The organism is Thalassovita aquimarina (genome assembly GCF_018219815.1).
Taxonomy (GTDB): Bacteria; Pseudomonadota; Alphaproteobacteria; order Rhodobacterales; family Rhodobacteraceae; genus Thalassobius; species Thalassobius aquimarinus.
This window is the reverse complement of record NZ_JADMKU010000007.1, coordinates 41,875-61,703: the sequence shown is the minus strand read 5'-3', so window position 1 is coordinate 61,703 and position 19,829 is coordinate 41,875. Positions and strand designations below refer to the sequence as shown.

At 63.6% G+C, this 19,829-nt stretch carries 14 protein-coding genes and 1 pseudogene; 10 read left to right on the top strand and 5 right to left on the bottom strand.

Features of this window, described 5'->3' with window-relative positions:
* Positions 1–93: 93 nt before the first annotated feature.
* Both IT775_RS09840 and IT775_RS09835 read right to left on the bottom strand, forming a co-directional pair.
* Positions 94–1,248: an NADH:flavin oxidoreductase/NADH oxidase gene (locus IT775_RS09840; protein WP_212700936.1), complete on the bottom strand. Its 1,155-nt coding sequence runs from the start codon at positions 1,246–1,248 to the stop codon at positions 94–96.
* Positions 1,249–1,389: 141 nt separating this feature from the next.
* Positions 1,390–2,076 (bottom strand): IclR family transcriptional regulator, encoded by a 687-nt coding sequence (locus IT775_RS09835; protein ID WP_212700935.1) that lies wholly within the window; start codon positions 2,074–2,076, stop codon positions 1,390–1,392.
* A 204-nt stretch (positions 2,077–2,280) separates the two neighbouring features.
* On the opposite strand from IT775_RS09835, the gene IT775_RS09830 reads away from it, so the two are divergent.
* The 8 genes from IT775_RS09830 (at position 2,281) to IT775_RS09795 (ending at position 13,126) form a co-directional block, all read left to right on the top strand.
* Positions 2,281–4,590 (top strand): cytochrome P450/oxidoreductase, encoded by a 2,310-nt coding sequence (locus tag IT775_RS09830; protein WP_246525450.1) that lies wholly within the window; start codon positions 2,281–2,283, stop codon positions 4,588–4,590.
* 123 nt (positions 4,591–4,713) lie between these two features.
* Complete coding sequence (locus tag IT775_RS09825; protein ID WP_212700933.1) at positions 4,714–5,742, top strand: TRAP transporter substrate-binding protein; 1,029 nt, start codon at positions 4,714–4,716, stop codon at positions 5,740–5,742.
* A 68-nt stretch (positions 5,743–5,810) separates the two neighbouring features.
* Positions 5,811–6,296 carry a TRAP transporter small permease gene (locus IT775_RS09820; RefSeq protein WP_212700932.1) on the top strand — a complete coding sequence of 162 codons (486 nt, stop codon included), beginning with the start codon at positions 5,811–5,813 and terminating at the stop codon, positions 6,294–6,296.
* Positions 6,289–7,590 carry a TRAP transporter large permease gene (locus tag IT775_RS09815; protein ID WP_212700931.1) on the top strand — a complete coding sequence of 434 codons (1,302 nt, stop codon included), beginning with the start codon at positions 6,289–6,291 and terminating at the stop codon, positions 7,588–7,590. The genes IT775_RS09820 and IT775_RS09815 overlap by 8 nt, the downstream gene beginning before the upstream one ends.
* Positions 7,591–8,086: 496 nt before the next feature.
* A complete protein-coding gene (locus IT775_RS09810; protein WP_212700930.1) occupies positions 8,087–9,115 on the top strand; it encodes a BMP family lipoprotein in 1,029 nt (342 codons plus the stop codon).
* A gap of 71 nt (positions 9,116–9,186) precedes the next feature.
* Entirely contained in the window at positions 9,187–10,710 is a 1,524-nt protein-coding gene (locus IT775_RS09805) for an ABC transporter ATP-binding protein (RefSeq protein WP_212700929.1), read from the top strand.
* Complete coding sequence (locus IT775_RS09800; RefSeq protein WP_212700928.1) at positions 10,707–11,861, top strand: ABC transporter permease; 1,155 nt, start codon at positions 10,707–10,709, stop codon at positions 11,859–11,861. The genes IT775_RS09805 and IT775_RS09800 overlap by 4 nt, the downstream gene beginning before the upstream one ends.
* Entirely contained in the window at positions 11,858–13,126 is a 1,269-nt protein-coding gene (locus IT775_RS09795; RefSeq protein WP_212700927.1) for an ABC transporter permease, read from the top strand. The genes IT775_RS09800 and IT775_RS09795 overlap by 4 nt, the downstream gene beginning before the upstream one ends.
* A 57-nt stretch (positions 13,127–13,183) precedes the next feature.
* On the opposite strand, the gene ppsA is transcribed toward IT775_RS09795, so the two are convergent.
* Positions 13,184–15,568, bottom strand: a complete 2,385-nt coding sequence (gene ppsA / locus IT775_RS09790) for a phosphoenolpyruvate synthase (protein ID WP_212700926.1) — start codon at positions 15,566–15,568, stop codon at positions 13,184–13,186.
* 122 nt (positions 15,569–15,690) lie between these two features.
* Here ppsA and IT775_RS09785 point away from each other — a divergent pair, with 122 nt between their 5' ends.
* Positions 15,691–16,041, top strand: coding sequence for a hypothetical protein (locus tag IT775_RS09785; protein ID WP_212700925.1), 351 nt, complete (start codon positions 15,691–15,693; stop codon positions 16,039–16,041).
* 193 nt (positions 16,042–16,234) lie between these two features.
* Here IT775_RS09785 and IT775_RS21270 read toward each other — a convergent pair.
* Positions 16,235–16,330: pseudogene (locus tag IT775_RS21270) on the bottom strand (2-hydroxyhepta-2,4-diene-1,7-dioate isomerase); the annotation flags it as partial.
* Here IT775_RS21270 and IT775_RS09780 point away from each other — a divergent pair.
* A complete protein-coding gene (locus IT775_RS09780; protein ID WP_212700924.1) occupies positions 16,290–16,532 on the top strand; it encodes an amidohydrolase family protein in 243 nt (80 codons plus the stop codon). The pseudogene IT775_RS21270 and the gene IT775_RS09780 sit on opposite strands and share 41 nt — an antisense overlap.
* 85 nt (positions 16,533–16,617) lie before the next feature.
* On the opposite strand, the gene IT775_RS09775 is transcribed toward IT775_RS09780, so the two are convergent.
* Positions 16,618–19,821: a 2Fe-2S iron-sulfur cluster-binding protein gene (locus IT775_RS09775; RefSeq protein WP_343231126.1), complete on the bottom strand. Its 3,204-nt coding sequence runs from the start codon at positions 19,819–19,821 to the stop codon at positions 16,618–16,620.
* Positions 19,822–19,829: the final 8 nt, after the last annotated feature.

Below are 19,829 nucleotides of genomic sequence, written 5' to 3'. Positions count from 1 at the left end.
CAGGTCGCGGGTCGGATATGATCGCACCCGCAGTTCGCCAAGCGGGTGTCCGGCCTGAACCTCAGACACCCGCAGCACCAAGCGCGAACCGGATCAGTCGCGGTCGGCGGGCTGATAGAAATCCGAGGTGCGCTGCCTGCCTGCAAGCCACCAGCCGTATTGTTCCGGCCAGGTCCTGAACTCGACATCATGGCCCAGCACCGTCGCCGCGTGCAGCGGCCAGGACGGGTCGACCAGGGCTTCCCGTCCGATCGCGACCAGATCGGCGCGCCCCTCGGCCACGATCGCCTCGGCCTGTTCGGGATGGGTGATCAGGCCGACGGCCATGGCGGCCATTTCGGCATCCTGCCGCACCCGCGTCGCGTAGGGCACCTGGAACCCCGGTTGCCGCTTCTGCTTGCCCCCTGCGGTCGCCGCACCGGCGATACCGCTGGAAGAACAATCCATCACGTCGACCCCGCGCGCCTTCAGTTCGCGCGCCAGAACGACGGTGTCGTCCAGCGTCCAGCCCTCGGGGTCGCCATCGACCGCCGAGGTGCGAAAGAACAGCGGCAGGTCATCGGGCCACACCGCGCGCACCGCCTCGGTCACTTCCAGCGCCAGCCGCATGCGACCGGCAAGATCGCCGCCATAGGCATCGTCGCGCTTGTTCGACAGCGGCGACAGGAAGCTGTGGATCAGGTAGCCATGCGCGCCGTGCACCTCGGCGATCTGGTAGCCCGCGGCCAGCGCGCGGCGCGCGGCGGCGGCGTAGTCTTCGATCAGGTCGGCGATCTCCGACACGCTCAGTTCATGCGGCACCGGCCAGCCCTCGGCGACGGGAATGGCGGACGGGCCAACCGGCGTCCAGGGCATGTCACCGCGCGCGAAATCGTCGTCGTTCAGCGGCCCGTTGCCGAACCACGGGCGCTGCATGCCCGACTTGCGGCCGGCATGGCCCAGCTGAACCGCCGGAACCGCGCCGTTGCGCCGCACGAACTGGGCGATCCGCGCGTGGCCGGGGATCTGACTGTCGTCCCAAAGACCGGCACATCCATGCGTGATGCGGCCGGATTTCTGCACCGCCGTGGCCTCGGTGAACACCACGCCGGCACCGCCGGTGGCGAAGCGCCCCAGATGGACGATGTGCCAGTCCTCGAGGTGGCCTTCATGCGCGGTGTACTGGCACATGGGCGAAATCACGATCCGGTTGCGCAGGGTCAGCCCGCGCAGGGTCATCGGGCGAAAAAGGGTCGGCGTATTGGTCAAGGTAGTATCCTCCAGCATGTCGAAGCAAACGCTAACTGCGGCAGTCCGCGTTCTCAACAGTCACGCAGCGTCCAAACACAAGGCGCCGGGGCCCTCACCCCGTCCCGCCTGCTTTGTTTAGCCCCGGTTTTTCCCGCGTCCCTATGCGCCGCCGCCCGTGAGCGCGCGGCTGAGGTCGCGCGCATGGGCCACGACCAGAGACGCCGCGAGGTCGACATCAAGGTCTTCCATCGCCACGACCCCGATCGAACATTCGATCGGGCGTCCGGTCCTGTCAATCGGGGCAAGCGGCGCGGCAACGCCCACCGCGCCTTTTTGCAGGGCACCGTGCGTCACGCTGTATCCATCGGCCCGCGCCTGTCGCACCTCTTCGCTGTCGCCGGGTTTGGCGGGCCGCCCGGACAGGATCGCGATCCCGGCGGCGCCGCGGCTCAGCGGGTGGCGGCTGCCGACCCGATAGCTGACGCGCAGGAAATCGGTGCTGTGTTCGGCAACCGCGATTGCCACACCATCATCGCCATCCGCCATCGACAGGAACGCCGTCGCCTGCGCCGCGTCCGCCAACGCCTGCAACTCTATGGCAGCCAGGCTGCGCAACTGCGGCAGGAACCGCGCCTCGAGCTGCAAAATCCCGGCGCCAAGAAACAGCCGCCCCTGCTTCAGCCGCGACACGAGGCCGTTTTCCTCCAGCGTCGAAACCACTCGGTAGGCGATGGCCCGGTCAACGCCAAGTTCCTTGGCCAGTTCGCCGACGGTCAGACCGTCCTCGGAAGAGCCGATGAGAAACAAGGCCTTAATGCCCCGATCCAATGTCTGAAGCGTCGCCATCCGCGCATTCTCCTGCTGCCTGCGCCAATCCCCTGCCGCCCATCGGAGTTGACGGAAGGCGTCGAATCGGACACAAGTTAACAATATCGCAACATAGTGTGCGATAAAAGTAAATTTATGCCGTTCGACGCTTTTAGAGGTAAAAAGTGCCGAAAGCGGCAAACGACAGCGCCGCGCGCCCCGCGCGCAGTTGGGAGGATCACCATGGCGGGACAATGCCCTATTGCCACAGACGCAACTTCACCCACCGGATGCCCGGTTTCGGCACGCGCTTCTGCCTTCAACCCGTTCGAGGGGGAGTATCAGATCGACCCGGCCGAAGCGCTGCGTTGGGCGCGCGAGGAAGAACCGGTCTTCTACAGCCCGGAAATCGGCTATTGGGTGGTGACGCGCTATGAGGACATCAAGTCGGTCTTCCGCGACAACATCCTGTTTTCGCCCGCGGTCGCGCTCGAGAAAATGACGCCGTCCACCCCCGAGGCGCAGAGCATCCTGCAAAAATACGGCTACGCGATGCAACGGACCATGGTGAACGAAGACGAACCCGATCACATGGCCCGGCGCCGGCTGCTGCTGGATGATTTCCTGCCGGAAAACCTGGCCAAGCACGAACCGGCGGTGCGCGCGCTGACGCGGCGATACATGGATCGCTTCATTGACCGCGGCCATGCCGATCTGGTCTCCGATATCTTCTATGAAATCCCGTTGACGGTGGCGCTGCATTTCCTTGGCGTCTCCGAAGACGACGCCAGCGAACTGCGCGAATTCGCGGTGGCGCACACGCTGAACACCTGGGGCCGCCCGACGCCCGAGGAACAGCTGGAAATCGCAGAAAACGTTGGTCGCTTCTGGCAGACGGCGAACCGCATCCTGGACCGGATGATCGCCAATCCCGACGGCGAAGGCTGGATGTACGAAACCGTGCGCCAGCATTTCAAGCACCCCGACATCGTGCCGGAAAGCTACCTGCGCTCGATGATGATGGCGATCCTGGCGGCGGCGCACGAAACCACCTCGAACGCGACGGCGAACGCGTTCTGGACCTTGCTCAGCAATCCCGAAGCCTGGGACGAGCTGTGCCAGAACCCGGCACTGATCCCCAGTGCGGTCGAAGAATGCCTGCGCGTCGCCGGATCGATCGTGGCCTGGCGCCGCATCGCAACCGCGGACACCGCCGTCGGCGGCGTCGAAATTCCCGAAGGCGGCCGCCTTCTGCTGGTGCAGGCCAGCGCCAACAAGGACCCGCGGCACTGGGAAAACGCCGACGATTTCGACATCTACCGGGACAATGCCTCGGAACACATGACCTTCGGTTACGGCGCGCATCAGTGCATGGGCAAGAATATCGGCCGGATGGAAATGCGCGTGTTCCTCGAGGAATTCACCCGGCGCCTGCCGCATATGCGGCTGAAACCCGGGCAGAAATTCGAAAACCTCGTGAACATCTCGTTCCGCGGGCCGGCCTCGCTGCATGTCGAATGGGACCCGGCGCAAAATCCCGAACGCCGCGATCCGGCGATCCTCGACAAATCCCTGTCCTTCGCGATCGGCGCGCCGGTCAAGGATGATATCCTGCGCCGGGTGACGGTGCGCGCGGTCTCCGATACCGGCGACGGCGTGAAACACATCGTCCTGCAAGACCCGCGCGGGCGTCCGCTGCCGGCCTTCACGGCCGGGTCGCATATCGACCTGGTCGATGGCGGTTTTCGCCGCAAATACTCTCTGTGCGGCGATGCGAATGATACGAGCAGCTATGAAGTCGCGATCCTGCGCGAAGAGGACGGACGCGACGGATCGAAGCATTTCTGCGATACGCTCAAGGCCGGTGACAGCGTCCAGATCGCCGGGCCGCGCAACCATTTCAAGCTCGACGAAGACGCTTCCAGCTACGTGCTGATCGCGGGCGGCATCGGGATCACCCCGATCGTCGCGATGGCCGACAGGCTCAAGGCGCTTGGCAAACCCTACCGGCTGCATTTCTGCGCCAAACTGCAATCCGCGCTGCCGCTGCTGGACCGGGTCGAGCGCGATCACGCGGGCGCCCTGTCGCTGCACCTGAGCGCCGACGGATCACGGCTCGACCTGGACCGGACGCTTGCCGATCTGCCCGACGGGACACAGGTCTATGCCTGTGGCCCGGAACGGATGCTCGACGCGCTGGAAGACCTGTCCGATCGCTGGCCGGAAGGCACGCTGCATTACGAACATTTCTCGGGTGGTGCGGGCGCGCTGGACCCCAGCGTCGAACATGCTTTCGAGGCCGAGCTTGCCGATAGCGGCCTGACGGTTCCTGTCGCCGCCGATCAGACGCTCTACGAGGCGCTGCGCTCTGCCGGGGTCGATATGCCGCTCGATTGCGGCGAGGGCCTGTGCGGCACCTGCGAAGCGCGGGTCATCGAAGGCGATATCGATCACCGCGACAAGGTGCTGACGAAACAGGAACGCGCCAGCGGCGAACGCATCATGACCTGCTGTTCGCGCGCCAAGGGCAACCGGATCGTGCTGGCGTTGTAGGACGCTTCACCCCCGGCCCCGGAACGTCCCGGGCAGATCACCGAAATTACCCATCACCGACGGGTCCCGGTTCGCGAACCGGGCCCGCCCCTATCATCGCACAAGAGACTAAGGGAGGCCTCTATGCAAAAACTGAAATCAACCTTCACGGCGCTCGGGCTGGCGGCAACCATGTTGACCGCAACCGGCGCGCAGGCGGAAACCAAGCTGAAGCTCAGCCATTTCCTGCCGCCGGTCCATGGCATCCACAAGGATTTCATCGTGCCGTGGACCGAACAGATCACCGAATGCACCGACGGCGAAGTGACCTTTGAAATCTCCGCCGCGGGTTCACAGCTGGGCCATGTCGCGCGCCAGCAGGAACAGGTCATGGCCGGTGTCGTGGACATCGCGCACGGGCTGCACGGCATTCCGCGCGGGCGTTTCCCGCGCACCTCGATCATCGACCTGCCGTTCCTGACCGACGATGCGGGGGCCGCGACCTATGCGCTGTGGGACCTGCTGCAAGGGCCGCTTGCCGAGGAATACAAGGGGCTGCACGTGCTGGCGCTGCACGCCCATAACGGCGGACTACTGCACACCGCGGACAAGCCGGTGAAGACGATGGAAGACCTCAAGGGCCTGCGCATCCGCACGCCCAGCCCGGCGATTTCGGACATGCTGTCCCATCTTGGCGCCGATCCCCAGGGCCTGCCCCCGGGCGCGGTGTACGAAAACCTTCAGCGCGGGGTGATCGACGGCACAGTGTTCCCCTGGGACCCGGTCAATTCCTTCGGGCTGAACGAAGTTCTGGGCCATCACCTCGACCTTGGCGCCTACACGGTTTCGTTCTTCTTCGTCATGAACGAACGGTCCTACAGTAAGCTGAGCGACAAGGCGCAGGCCTGCGTCGACGCGGCTTCGGGCGACAACCTGGTCGGCAAGTTCGGCGACTGGTGGGATGCCTGGGACAAGCCCGGCCATGATCAGGCGGTCGCCGCAGGCCACGAGATCACCGAACTCAGCGATGCCGAGCGCGCCGAATGGCGTGCAGCGCTGGCGCCGGTGATCGACGACTACCTTGCCAAGCTCGAAGCCGACGGCGTGGAAAACGCACGCGACATCTATGACCAGATGGTCGCGAAGGTCGCAGAGTTCGAAGCGCAACAATAACCCGACACGATCGGAAGGGGCCGGCCCGCGTTTCACGCGTGGCCGGCCCCGCTGCAGGAGTGGTTTCCATGACAAGGTTAGCGGACATTTTAAGAGCGATCATCGGCGTCATCGCGGGACTGGGCGTTCTGTCCTATGGCTGTGCCGCGCTGGTGACGGTGGCCGACATCATCGGCCGCACGATCGGATTGCCGGTCGCCGGCGTGGTCGAGATGGTTCAGCTTTTCGTGGTGACCGGCACCTGGCTTGTCATTCCCTATGCCTTTCTCACCGGCGCCCATGTCGGGGTCGATTTCATCCTCATGGCGATGCCGCGCCGCATCCGGCGCGTTGCCGGCGGGGTGATCGGCGCGGGCACGCTCGCGCTGATCGGGCTGATGCTGTGGTATGCGTTTCAGACCTTCAGCGTGCGCACCATGTTCGGCGACAAGTCGCAGCAGCTGGGCATCCCGATCGAATATTACTGGTACCCGCTTCTGACCGGGCTGGGCCTGTCGCTCGTCGCGGTGGTCCTGGAATTCTTTTCGTCGCAAAGGAGCGCACATCATGTCTGACGCGCTTGTCGGAGTGCTGGGCTTTCTCGGTGCGTTGTTTCTCATCGGTCTCGGGGTGCCGGTTGCCGTCGCGATGGCAATCGCGGGGATCATCGGCGCCATCTATCTGGGGGACTGGGGCGGCATTTCCTTCATCCTCGGATCGACCCCGTATGATTCAGTCTTCCCCTATTCCTTCAGCGTCATCCCGCTGTTCGTGGCGATGGGGGTGTTTGCGGCGCATGCGGGCCTGTCGCGCGCGCTGTTCACCGCGATCAACAGCTTTGTCGGTCACCGCCGCGGCGGTCTGGCGGTCACCACCATCGGGGCCTGCGCCATGTTCGGCGCGATCTGCGGCAGTTCGCTTGCCACCGTCGCCACGATCGGGCGCGTCGCCCTGCCCGAAATGAAGCGGCACGGCTATGCCCCGTCGCTGTCCACGGCAACGGTCGCGGCCGGCGGCACCCTTGGCGTTCTGATCCCGCCCTCGATCCTTCTGGTGATCTACGGGCTGCTGACGCAAAGTTCGGTCGGTAAACTGTTCGTCGCCGCCCTGATCCCCGGCATTCTGGGCGCCGTCTTCTACGGCCTTGCGATCCTTGGCCGCGTTTCGCTCAAGCCGGACCTGGCCCCGACCACGCCGCGGCTGAGCGCCCGCGAGCGGATCGAGGCGCTCAAGACGACCTGGCCGGTCGTGCTGCTTTTCGTCGTCGTCATCGGCGGTATCTTCACCGGGCTCTTTTCGCCAACCGAAGCGGCGGCAGTCGGCGCGGTCGGCGCCTTCGCCCTCGCACTGTTTTCGGGTGAACTCAACAGACAGGTACTGCGCAGCGCCGTTTTCGAAATCGCCGGGCTTTCGGGCATGATCTTCTTCATCCTGATCGGCGCGTCGCTGTTCAATTTCTTCCTTGAATCCACCGGCCTGCCGCAGATGCTTATCGGCCTGATCGAACAGGCGGGCGTCACGCCCTTGGTGGTCATGCTGATGATCCTGGTGTTCTACATCATCCTCGGCTGCTTCATGGATTCGCTTTCTGTCGTGCTGATGACGGTGCCGATCCTCGCGCCGGTGGCGCTCGATCTCGGATTCGATCTCGTCTGGTTCGGCATCATCGTCGTCACCGTGGCCGAAATCGGCCTGATCACGCCGCCCGTCGGGATGAACCTGTTCGTGGTTCAGGCCGCGTCGCAGGGGGTGCCGCAATCGACCGTGGTGCGCGGGATTTTCCCCTTCATCCTTGCCGACATCCTGCGCCTTGCCGTTCTCGTCGCGTTTCCGGCGCTTGTCCTCTGGCTTCCCGGGCTTCTGTTTTAAGCCCCACGACAAAAGGCGGGCCCGACAACCGGGTCCCGGTTTGACCGGGACCGCCCCTCCCGGTCTGACGCCGACCGGGGGAAGAGCCCCTACTGCAACAGCCCCGAATTCCCGCCGGAGCGACGGTGCAGAACGGCACGCCAGACGGCCGGATCAACCTCTGACCGCCGAATTTCGCCGCGATCACGATTTTCGTGTATCGGACGAATTTGGCCGACGATTATCGGGCCGCTGAAACATCCAGTTTTGTTGTGGCCGGGTTTCCTGTGTGCTCCCCCTTTGTCGGTGCCCCGTCCGCAACTTGAACGCGCCACCATGCTGCAACTGCGAGAGAGAGGGCGGTTGACTTGAATCGACACAAGCGCCTTTAGTTATTTTACTCTTAGTTCAAAGATCCAAAAATCGCGGCCAAGGTGCCAATTCAAAGGGAGAAATCCCGATTTGCGAAATTGCGGAGCGAACGCACCGCCCGTTTTTCAACAGGGAGAGAAATACAATGACCTCTTTCACACGACAATTCATGCGCGGCATGACCGCCTCGGCGTTTCTTTTCGCGACGATGACCGCCGCCTCGGCCTTCACGGCCTGCCAGGTCACCGACACCGGCGGAATTGACGACAACAGTTTCAACCAGACCGCGTGGCAAGGCGTGGTGGACGCTCAGGAAAAACTTGGGATCGAGGGCCGTTACCTCGAATCGCAAGCCGAATCCGATTACGAGGCGAACGTCAATTCGCTGCTGGGCGGCCAGTGCGACGTCATCTTCACCATCGGTTTCCTGCTGGGCGACGCCACCGCGAACGCGGCCAAGGCCAACCCGGATCAGAAATTTTCGATCGTGGACTTCGCCTATGATCCGACCATCCCGAACGTCCTGGGGCAGGTCTACGCAACGGACCAGGCTGCCTTCCTGGCCGGGTACCTCTCGGCGGGGATGAGCAAGACCGGGATCGTCGGCACCTTCGGCGGCATTAACATCCCGCCGGTGACCATTTTCATGGACGGTTTCGCTGCCGGGGTCGGGTATTACAACGAACAGAAAGGCACCAGCGTACAGGTTCTGGGCTGGAATCCGGAAAGCCGCGAAGGGCTGTTCACCAACAACTTCGAATCGCTCGACGACGGGCGTGCCTATGCGCAAAACCTCTATGACGAAGGTGCCGACATCGTGCTGCCGGTGGCGGGCCCTGTCGGGCTCGGTTCTGCCGCGCTAGCGGACGAACTGGGCACCGACGCGCTCAAGATCATCGGCGTGGACGCGGACCTTTACCTGACCGACCCGGCGAAGAAGCACGTCTATCTCACCTCGATCATGAAGCGCATGGATTCGACCGTCTACCAGGTCATCGAAACGACGATGAACGGCGACTTCGAGGGCGGATTGATCGTCGGGACGCTGGAAAACGGCGGTGTCGACCTTGCCCCCTATCATGACATGGAAGACATGATCCCCGATGAACTGAAGGCCGAGGTCGAAACGATCCGGCAGGGCATCATCGACGGTTCCATCAAAGTCGGGAACTGACACCAGGACAACCCGGCGCGCCTGTTTCGCGGCAGGACGCGCCGGTCCCCTTCGGGCAGGGAGCGGAATCGATGGATGTCGAGTTGAAGGGAATTACCAAGCGTTTCGGCCCGGTGGTGGCCAATGACGCGGTGAATCTGAAAATAAAGGGCGGCGAGGTTCTGGGCCTGCTGGGCGAAAACGGCGCCGGGAAATCCACCCTGATGAACGTGCTTTGCGGACTGTATCATCAGGACGAAGGCGAAATCCTGATCGACGGCAAACCGGTGGCGTTCGACGGGCCGGGCGCCTCCATCGCCGCGGGCATCGGCATGGTCCACCAGCATTTCATGCTGGTCCCGGTATTCACCGTCGCAGAAAACGTGGTGCTGGGCGTCGAACCGACCGGCCGGTTCGATCACCTCGACCTGAACACCGCGCGCGCGCAGGTCCGCGAAATCAACGACAAATACGGGCTCGAGGTCGACCCCGACGCGCTGATCGAGGACTTGCCGGTGGGTATCCAGCAGCGGGTCGAAATCCTCAAGGTACTGTTTCGATCGGCCGATGTACTGATCCTCGACGAACCCACCGCCGTTCTGACACCGCAGGAGGTCGAGGATTTCTTCGACATCGTGAAATCGCTGCGCGACGCCGGCAAGGCGATCGTGTTCATTACCCACAAGTTGCACGAGATCCTCGAGATTTCCGACCGCATCAGCGTGCTGCGCGGCGGGCGCATCACCGGCGAAGGCGACCCCCACGAACTGACCGAGGCGCAGCTTGCCGAAATGATGGTGGGCCGTCCCGTCAGCTTCACAGTCGACAAGGCCCCGGCCGCGCCGGGCAAGCCGATGCTCGACATCAAGGATCTGGTGGTGACGCGCGAAAATGACGAGGTCGCGGTCGATCACGTGAGCCTGACGGTGAATTCCGGTGAAGTCGTGGGCATTGCCGGGGTGCAGGGCAACGGCCAGACCGCCCTGGTCGAAGCGATCACGGGGCTGAAACACCCGCCTTCGGGAACCATTCTGTTCGATGGCGACGACATTACCCGCGCTTCGGTGCGCGACCGCCACCGCCGCGGCATGGCGCATATCCCGGAGGACCGCCACAAATCCGGCATGATCGGAAATTTCTCCATCGCCGAAAACATGGTTTTGAATTCCTATTACGACGAGGAATATGCCCACGGAGGCGCGATCGACTGGCCCCATGTGGCAGAAACCGCCGCCGCCTTCTGCGTCGATTTCGACATCCGCACGCCGAGCGTTTTCCTTCAGGCGGGCAAACTGTCGGGCGGCAATCAGCAAAAGATGGTGGTGGCGCGAGAACTCGAACGCGAAACCAAGCTGGTGATCGCGGCGCAGCCGACGCGGGGATTGGACGTGGGATCGATCGAATACATCCATAAACGCCTGATCGGCAGCCGCGACGAAGGCGACGGGGTTCTAATCGTGTCGTCCGAACTGGACGAGATCATGGCGCTGTCCGACCGGATACTGGTGATGTTCAAGGGCCGGATCGTGGCCGAATTCGACAATACCGGCGGCACGGCCGATCGCAACGCGATCGGTCTGGCGATGGCCGGGGCAACGGGGGGTACGGCGGCATGACGACGTCGATCGGAAAACGCGCTCTGGACGATTCCGGCCGCGCGCTTCTCAAGCGCGCCACGCGCGGGCATCAGGATTTCGAGGATTTGGTGATCGTGCCGGTCTTCGCGGTGATCGTGGCGCTGATCCTGGGGGCCGTGATCATGTTCGCCACGGGGGTCGATCTGGCGACGATCGGTAAAAGTTTCGTGGCGCTGGCCAAGGGATCGGTGGGGTCCGTCAACGCCCTTTCGGAAACGATCACGGCGGCGATCCCGCTGGTGCTGGCGGGGCTCGGCCTCGGGCTCGGCTTCCGGACCGGGCTGTTCAATATCGGGGCCGAGGGGCAGCTTCTGCTGGGCGGCACGGCGGCGGTGGTGTTTTCATTCACCTTCGACGGCCTGCCTTTCCTGCTGCTGATGCCGCTTTCGCTGCTCGCCGGCGCGGTAGTGGGGGCGCTTTATGCCTCTATCGCGGGGATACTGAAAGCAACGACCGGCGCGCATGAGGTGATTTCGACGATCATGCTGAACCTGATCTCGTTCCAGCTTCTGAACTACCTGCTGCGGCAACCGTATATCCAGAAGGAAGGCCGGTCCGATCCGATTTCGAAATCGGTGCCCGACGCGGGGGAACTGCCACGCCTGCTGGACTGGCTTGATCCCAATCTGCGCGTCCATGCCGGAGTGTTCCTGATGCTCGCGGCGGTCGCGCTTGTCTGGTGGATCCTGTTCCGCTCGAAGATCGGTTTCGCGTTCCGCGCCAGCGGCGAAAACCCGGACGCGGCGCGCTACGCGGGGATCAAATCGGGCCTCGTGATCGTCGCGGCCATGGGCACCGCCGGGGCGCTGGCGGGGCTTGCGGGCGCGGCACAGGTTCTGGGCGTGCTCGACCGGGCGAGCCCCGGCTTTTCGGCCGGGATCGGCTTTGACGCTATCGCGCTTGCCCTGCTTGGCCGCTCGCACCCGGTCGGCATCCTGTTCGCCGGCCTGCTGTTTGGCGGGTTGGAGGCCGGAGGACGACAGATGCAGGTGGACGCGGGCGTGTCGATCGACCTGATCGCGATCATCCAGGCCCTGATCATCGTGTTCATCGCCGCGCCTCTTCTGGTGCGCGCGATCTTCCCCTGGGGATTCCGGAAATCCGACAAAGCTGCTGGAGGGTCGCAATGACCGACGTGACCGAGACTTCCATCGCCACCCAGAAGATCGAAACCAGCAAGCAGCGCCAATCCCGGATCATCGGCGTCCTGCTGATCGTTCTGGCGCTGTTTGTCGTGTTCGTTTTCGGGCTGGGCCTTTCGGGCGACGCAACCTTCCGCCTGTCACGCCCGACCGATCCTTTCGCGCTGCCCAACCTGGTGGTTCCGGCGGGGCCGTTCACCTATGTCGCGGCGGCGCTGCTGGCCTTTCTTGGCGCGCGGGAACTGATCCGGGGCGGGACGCGCTGGACTTCGCTGTCGCTGGGCTTCGGGCTGGCGATCCTGGTCTTTGCCTTCCTGGTCTGGGCGACGGCGGGCAAATCGTTTTCGCTGACCGGCATGTTGCAGGCCACCGTGGTGCGCGCCATGCCGATCGCGCTTGGCGGTTTGGCCGGGGTGCTGTGCGAACGCGTCGCGGTGGTCAATATCGCGATCGAGGGGATGCTGCTGGCCGGCGCCTTCACCGGGGCGCTGATCGGGTCGCTGCTGGGCGGCTGGGGCGGATTGGTCGCGGCGGTGCTTGTTGGCGGGGCTTTCGGTTTCATCCTGGCCGCGCTGGTGGTGACCTACAGGATGGATCAGATCGTCGCCGGCGTGGTCATCAACCTGTTCGTCCTCGGGGTGACGAGTTACGTCAGTTCGCAGGTATTTTCCGAATTGCGCCAACTGAACAACGCGCCGGTTTTCCGGGCGGTGAAGATCCCGCTGCTGGGCGACCTCCCGGTGATCGGGCCGATGCTGTTCAACCAGAACATCTTCGTCTACGGCGCGCTGATCCTCGTGACGCTTGCGACCTATTACCTGTTCCATACCCGCAGCGGATTGCGCGCAAGGGCCGTTGGGGAACATCCCCGCGCCGCCGATACGCTGGGCGTCAACGTGTACCGCACCCGCTACATCCACGTCACCCTTGGCGGCATGGTGGCGGGGTTCGGCGGCGCATGGTTCACCCTGGGGTCGGTCGGACGGTTCGACGAAAACATGACCGGCGGGCGCGGCTTCATCGGTCTGGCGGCGATGATCTTCGGCCGCTGGCACCCGGTCGGCGCGCTGATGGCGGCGCTGGTGTTCGGTTTCGCCGACTCGCTGCAGCAGAAGCTGGCGCTGCTGAACACGCCGATCCCGTCGGAATTCCTGTCCATGGCCCCCTATATCGCAACGATCATCGTCGTTGCCGGCCTGATCGGCCGGGCCCGGCCGCCCGCCGCGGACGGCAAGCCCTACGTGAAGGAATAACACCGGCGTTGCGGGCCTGTTTCCATGGACAGGCCCGCCTGCGCCCTGCCCTTCGGATCAGCCGTTTTCAGCCGCGGCGACGTGTTTCTTCACCTGGACGAAACTGTCCGGCACCACCGAGATTGAATCGATCCCGGCCTCAACCAGCACCCGCGCGAAATCCGGATAGTTCGACGGCGCCTGCCCGCACAGCCCGATCTTCGCCCCCGCTTCATGCGCCTTGCGGATCACCGTGCGGATCATCCACTGCACCGCCTCGTGGCGCTCGTCGAACAGCGGGGCGAGCTTGTCGCTGTCGCGATCGATGCCCAATGTGAGTTGGGTCAGGTCGTTCGACCCGATCGAAAAGCCATCGAACCGTTTGGCGAACTCCTCGGCCAGCACCACGTTGGAGGGGATTTCGCACATCACGTAGGTCTGCAGCCCGTTCGCGCCGCGTTCAAGCCCCTCTTGCTGCATCACCTCGATGACTCGGTCCGCCTCTTCCGGCGTTCGGCAGAACGGGATCATCACCATCACGTTGTCAAACCCGATCACCTCGCGCAGCTTGCGGATCGCGCGGCATTCCAGCCGGAACCCGTCCCGGTAGGCGGGATCGTAATAGCGCGACGCGCCGCGCCAGCCGATCATCGGGTTCGCTTCCTCCGGTTCGAACTGCGCCCCGCCCAGCAGGTCGGCATATTCGTTGGTCTTGAAGTCGCTCATCCTGAGGATCATCGGGTTCGGATAGGCAACGGCGGCGATCCGCGACAGGCCGAGCGCGAGCCGGTCGACAAAGTAGTCGGTCTTGTCCTCATACCCGCGCGTCAGTTCCTCGATCTCGGCCCGGACATCGGGCTGCTGAATTTCGTCGAAGTGCAGCAAGGCCTCGGGATGCACCCGGATCGTGTTGGTAATGACGAATTCCATCCGCGCCAGCCCGACGCCATCCGCCGGCAAGCGCCACCAACGGGCCGCCGTCGCGGGATTGGCCATGTTCAGCATCACCTTGGTGCGCGTCGCGGGCACCTCCGCCATGTCGAGATCCTCGACGGTGACCTCGGCATGGCCTTCGTAGACATAGCCGACATCGCCTTCGGCGCAACTGACAGTGACGTCCTGCTGATCGTGCAGAACATAGGTCGCGTTGCCGCACCCAACGAGCGCCGGAACGCACAGTTCCCGGCTGACGATGGCAGCGTGGCTGGTCCGGCCGCCGTGGTCGGTCACGATGGCCGAGGCGCGTTTCATGATCGGCACCCAGTCCGGATCGGTCGTGGACGTCACCAGAACCGCGCCATCGACGAAACGATCGATATCCTCGGCGGTTTCGATCAGGCATACATGCCCCGATGCGACCTGTTCCCCGACCGACAGCCCGGTCACGATCGTCGCCCCGTGCGCGCCGACGGAATAGCGTTTGAACGTCTGCGCAGCGGTGCGCGACTGAACCGTTTCGGGGCGCGCCTGCACGATGAACAGTTCGCCGGTCACGCCGTCCTTGGCCCATTCCATGTCCATCGGCTGACCGTAATGGGTTTCGATGACGGCGGCCTGCCGGGCCAGATCCAGCACCTCGTCATCGCTCAGAACGAAACGCGCGCGTTCGGCCTTCGAGGTCGGAACGTTGCGCACCGGATCGCCGGCGCCCGCCCCGGAATAGATCATTTTCTTTTCCTTGGCGCCGAGCTTCTTCTCGATGATCGGGCGCAGGCCGTCGCGGTCAAGGAAGGGCTTGTAGACCTGGTATTCGTCCGGCGTGACGGCGCCCTGCACGATGTTTTCGCCAAGCCCCCAAGCCGCGTCGATCAGCACGACCTTGTCAAATCCCGTTTCGGTATCGATCGAAAACATCACCCCCGCCCCGCCGATGTCCGACCGCACCATCCGCTGCACCCCGATCGACAGGGCGACCTGCATGTGGTCGAATCCCTTCAGTTCGCGATAGGTGATCGCGCGGTCGGTGAACAACGAGGCATAGCATTTGCGACAGGCGATCAGCAGGTCTTCTTCGCCGGTCACGTTCAGAAAGGTTTCCTGCTGACCGGCGAAGCTGGCATCCGGCAGGTCCTCGGCGGTGGCGCTGGAACGGACCGCGACCGCGATGTCGCGCTGGCCGGACCGATCCGAAAGCGACCGGTAGGCTTGTCGGATCGCGGTTTCGGTTTCCTCCGGCCAGTTGCCCGCGACGATCGCGGAGCGGATCATTTCGCCCGCCTTGTGCAGCGTGATCTTTCCGTCGCCATAATCGGCCAGCGTATCGGTGATCAGCGCGTCGAGCGTGTTTGCCTGAATGTAGCGGCGAAAGGCGTTCGCGGTGGTGGCAAATCCCGGCGGCACCCGGATGCCCATCGCGCCAAGTGTCTGTACCATCTCGCCAAGCGAGGCATTCTTTCCACCGACAACAGGCACGTCGCCGCGGCGCAGATTCTCGAAAAAAATAACTTCGTCATCAATCGGCATAACAATTCCCCGCTCCTGACAGCCCCATTTCATCCTAGAGAGGCATCGCCTGCGGGCGTTGATCTCTGTCAAAGCCAGAGCGTGCCGCAACGTTCAGTCTCAACCCAAAGGGAGGACACGCAATGGATAAGACACTCGCCGAACTCGCCCATGAGGTGGAAGCGGCCTTCGTTCTTGGGGACGACCTCGCCGATCGGGTCATGGACGAAATCCAGAAGCATTCCGATGACCTGGAAATCGGGCGCGGGCAGTTGGAATCGACCGACAGCGTTCTGGCCCTGATCTATGCGATCCGGCCCGGGTGGACCCTGTCGATGGAAGGGATCGCCCGGCTCCCGAACGGTCACTGGAGATGTTCGCTCAGACGCTCCGCGACGCGCGACGACGACGCATACCTTGGGATCGGACGCGGCCCGACGCTGCCGCACGCCCTGCTTGCGGCGCTGCTGAATGCCCTGGCTTTCGCGTCCTGATCCCAATCTCATCCAAGACCCGCGGACAACAGATCGTCGCTTACGTCAATGTCCGGTTGTCCGGGGGAAGGCTCAGCAAGACGGCAGCCCCTTGAACCACAGGAAAACCGCGCCGCGCGACCAAAGCGGCGGCGCGGCCCGGTTCAGGTGTCCGCGATCACGTCCTGGCGCTGAACACCCAGCCCCTCGATCCCCAGTCGGTCTTTTCCGAACCGCGCGGGATCACGATCAGGTCGTCCGGACCAACGATGGCGCTGGTCGCCTTCTTGAAGATCACCGGCTCGGACGGCCCCGCCCGGCTGATGTGGGGCTCGGACTGGCCGGTACTGAACCTTGCCGGCGACTACGCGAACTGGGCTGCGCTGACAGACGACCTCATCCGCCATCTTTCGGCAGAGGACCAGAACCGGATCTGGGGATCGACAGCGCGCGGTTTTTTATCGCCTGCATTGACGCCGGCTCAAGCGGCAGAAAGCCACTGCGATCATTGACTGACATATGAGGCGACCTGCCCCATGCGACCGCGTCCCGAGAACTGGCTGTACTCGGGACGGGCCGAACGGATAGTCCCGGCAATCACAGGTCGAGAACGATACGCGCACCTTCTCCGGCCGCACGCGAACAGCACGGGATCACCTTCTTTTCCCGCTCCTCCGCAGACAGAACGAAGTCGCGGTGATCCACCTCGCCCGAAACCAGATTGCAGGCACAAACACCGCAGATGCCGTCGGAACATTTGGTATCAACGTGAATTCCGGCCTCGGCCAGCGCGTCGGTCGCCGACTTTTCCGCCGGAACCTCGATGACGCGGCCCGATTTCTTCAACTCGATTTCGAACGCAAAGTTCTCGCGGTCCGGCTGTTCGGGAACCGAGAAATATTCGCGCGACAGGTCGTTTTCCGGCCAATCCTTTTGCCGGGCGGTTTCAAAGATCGACGCCATGTAGGCATCGCCGCCGCAGGTATAAAGATTCATGCCGGGGCGGTGCGTCGGGATCAGTTCATCAAGGTCGGCCCGGCCGGTTTCGCTCGAGAAATGGAAGGCCACGTTTTCCGCCCAAGGCATGTCCTGCAGCACTTTGGCGAACCCGCTTTGTTCGCGCGAACGCGCCGAATAGTGCAGCACGAAGTCCTTGCCCAGAGCGTGCAGCCGGTGGGCCATGGCGATCATCGGCGTCACCCCGATCCCGCCGCCCATCAGCAGGGTCAGTTCGGCATCTTCGTCCAGCGGGAAATGGTTGTGCGGCTTCGATATGAAAATCGTGCGCCCTTCCTTGAAGACCTGATGCAGCAGCTTCGACCCGCCCTTGCCCTTTTCCTCGCGCTGAATGCCCAGTTGATAGCGGCTGTTGTCGGCCGGATCGCCGGACAGCGAATATTGCCGCAGGTATTCCGGCGCGACCACGATATCGATATGCGCCCCGGCGTCCCATTCGGGCAACGGCGTGCCGTCGGGCCGCGCGAATTCGAACAGGACGACACTGTTGGACAGGTCCTGCCGCTTGGTGATCACCACCGGGAACATCGGCGGTTCTTCGTTGACGATCTTGCGGGCCGGCACCAGACCCTTTTCTCCGGCGGCCTTGCGCCGCTGGTGTTCCTCGGCGCTGATGAGCGCGCGATAAGCCTCGACCCCCTTGTCGCGGTCGATCGGCTGCGCCACCGGCCACGGCTGCGGCATAAGGTTCGCCGGATAGGCGGCAAGCGTCTGGTCTTCGTATTTCAGCTTCAGATCGCGTTGCAGTTCCCTCTTGTTGGTTTCCTCGGCCAGCACGAAGCGCGACCCCTCGTCGCTCATGACCAGATCCCACCACCATTTCTTGACCGGGTTGATCGTGCCGCGGCCGCGGATATCGTCTAGCTCGGCCAGTTTCTTGGCCGAGGCGGGCAGGTTCTGCACCATCCAGCGGAAGGCGTTGTCGGTGAACAGTCCTTCGAAATTCCACGGACAGGTCTTCATGCAGCGCCCGCACATGGCGCCGGCCGCGTTGGTGATCCGATAGCGGGTGCATTTCTCGGGGTCCGAGCGCCACATTTCATAGCCGTTATACATCAGCTTGGGCCCTGCCGAGATCGCCCCCGAAGGGCATTCCCGCGCACATTTCAGGCAGCTTTCGCAAAAGTTCTGCATTCCGAAATCGATCGGCTTGTCATGCGCCATGGGTATCGAGCTGGTGACGGTTCCGGACTTGATGCGCGGCCCGAGGAACGGGCTGAGGATGGCATCGCCGATCCGGCTGACCTCGCCCAGCCCGGCCAGAAGAACCAGCGGCGGCTGGACGACTTCGCTGTCCAGCACCGAATGGACGCGCGCCGAATAGCCGAGGCGACGGATATGCTCGGCGATCACCCCGCCGATCAGGGAAAAGCGCAAGTAAGCCCGCATCGACTGCGCCCCGCTGATCCAGTCATCGCCCGACGCGCCCTCCATCGTCTCATGCCCCTGATCGAACAGCAGCGAAATCGCGCTGCCGTGATACGGAGAGAGCGGTTCGCCACCGGCATTGTGCGAATAATAGGCCCAGTCGGGGCAGCGCGACATGCCGACCGCATCGCAGGACAGGTAGTAGGACGCCGCCTTGAGGTCGTCGCTGTTCTTGACCGGATCGGAAACCGTGTCGGAAACCGGGCCGCGCGCTTCGCCATATTGCAGCAGCAACAGTGCCCCGAGGGCCCGGCGTGCGCAGGCGCCGATCGGGTTTTTCCCGATATACATGCCGCCGCGGGCCGCATCCTGCATCGGTTTGCCAAGATCACCGTAAAGAGTCCGGGCAAAGAAATCCGCGCGTTTCGAGGGGCGCGGGATGTTTTCTTCGTCCATATAGGTGGTCGGACGATCCACGCGCTTGAGTTTTTCAAACGGGTATGGTCCCAGGTGGAAGGACCGGCCCTCGTAGGGGATCGCCGTCTTCTTGCTCCGCCCCGAACCATATCCCAGACGCCATTTCAATCCGCCGGGTGCCTTCGCATGCGGATCGATCGGCCGATCGGGCGCGATGTCGAGTGTGGTGGTCACCACAGCCAGGCCGAAGCGGCCGCCCAGGAATGGGTTGACGATACCGCCCTGCCCGATCTGCGCCAGCCCCGCGGACACCGCCACCCGGTTTAGATCGACATCTCGCGCATACAGCGAATGCGCCCGCGCCTCGTGCCCCAGAAGGCGCAGGTAATTGGCCAGCAGGATTGCCGTGTTCGAGGTCAGAAGCGCCGCGCGCTCTGCCTGGGTGCCAGCGATCCAGTCATGGCCGGGTTCGCCGGGTGCTATGTCGCGGGTGTATTCGACAAGGACCGCGATCGCATGCGTATGATGGCGCACCGGTTCCAGCTTGCGTTGCGAGGCGGCTTCGATATCGGCAAAGATCTGGTCGATGCCGCCGGAAAAGACCTTGGGCTGGCCCTTGCGCAATTCATCGCGGATGCCCTCGGTCGCCGGGTTTTCGATCTGGTCGTCCAGCCAGTGTTCGGGCGCGATGCGGCAAACGCCCATCATCGTGGCGTCGAAATAGTAGCCCGCTGCCTTCAGGTGATTTGCCCTCGCGACCGGATCGTCGGGGATTTCTGATGTTTCGGCCATGACCTGCCCGTCGCGCACGATGTCGAGCATGGCCTGGTAGCGACTGATCGCATGGGCGATCGAAAGGGCCGGTTTTTCACCGGCGACCGGCCCCGCGGGCGTGCTGACCTGCGCCAGCGCCGGATGCCGGTCGGTGCGCCGGATGCGTTCCATCGGAAAGGGACCGAGGTGAACGGGCCTCGACTTGGTCGAAAACAGCTTTGTCACAGAGAAAA

What these genes read in the sequence shown, in the direction of transcription:
- IT775_RS09835 (WP_212700935.1), bottom strand. Translation starts at nt 2,076, where the DNA reads ATGGCGACGCTTCAGACATTGGATCGGGGCATTAAGGCCTTGTTTCTC.
- IT775_RS09830 (WP_246525450.1), top strand. Translation starts at nt 2,281, where the DNA reads ATGGCGGGACAATGCCCTATTGCCACAGACGCAACTTCACCCACCGGA.
- IT775_RS09825 (WP_212700933.1), top strand. Translation starts at nt 4,714, where the DNA reads ATGCAAAAACTGAAATCAACCTTCACGGCGCTCGGGCTGGCGGCAACC.
- IT775_RS09820 (WP_212700932.1), top strand. Translation starts at nt 5,811, where the DNA reads ATGACAAGGTTAGCGGACATTTTAAGAGCGATCATCGGCGTCATCGCG.
- IT775_RS09815 (WP_212700931.1), top strand. Translation starts at nt 6,289, where the DNA reads ATGTCTGACGCGCTTGTCGGAGTGCTGGGCTTTCTCGGTGCGTTGTTT.
- IT775_RS09810 (WP_212700930.1), top strand. Translation starts at nt 8,087, where the DNA reads ATGACCTCTTTCACACGACAATTCATGCGCGGCATGACCGCCTCGGCG.
- IT775_RS09805 (WP_212700929.1), top strand. Translation starts at nt 9,187, where the DNA reads ATGGATGTCGAGTTGAAGGGAATTACCAAGCGTTTCGGCCCGGTGGTG.
- IT775_RS09800 (WP_212700928.1), top strand. Translation starts at nt 10,707, where the DNA reads ATGACGACGTCGATCGGAAAACGCGCTCTGGACGATTCCGGCCGCGCG.
- IT775_RS09795 (WP_212700927.1), top strand. Translation starts at nt 11,858, where the DNA reads ATGACCGACGTGACCGAGACTTCCATCGCCACCCAGAAGATCGAAACC.
- ppsA (WP_212700926.1), bottom strand. Translation starts at nt 15,568, where the DNA reads ATGCCGATTGATGACGAAGTTATTTTTTTCGAGAATCTGCGCCGCGGC.
- IT775_RS09785 (WP_212700925.1), top strand. Translation starts at nt 15,691, where the DNA reads ATGGATAAGACACTCGCCGAACTCGCCCATGAGGTGGAAGCGGCCTTC.
- IT775_RS09780 (WP_212700924.1), top strand. Translation starts at nt 16,290, where the DNA reads ATGGCGCTGGTCGCCTTCTTGAAGATCACCGGCTCGGACGGCCCCGCC.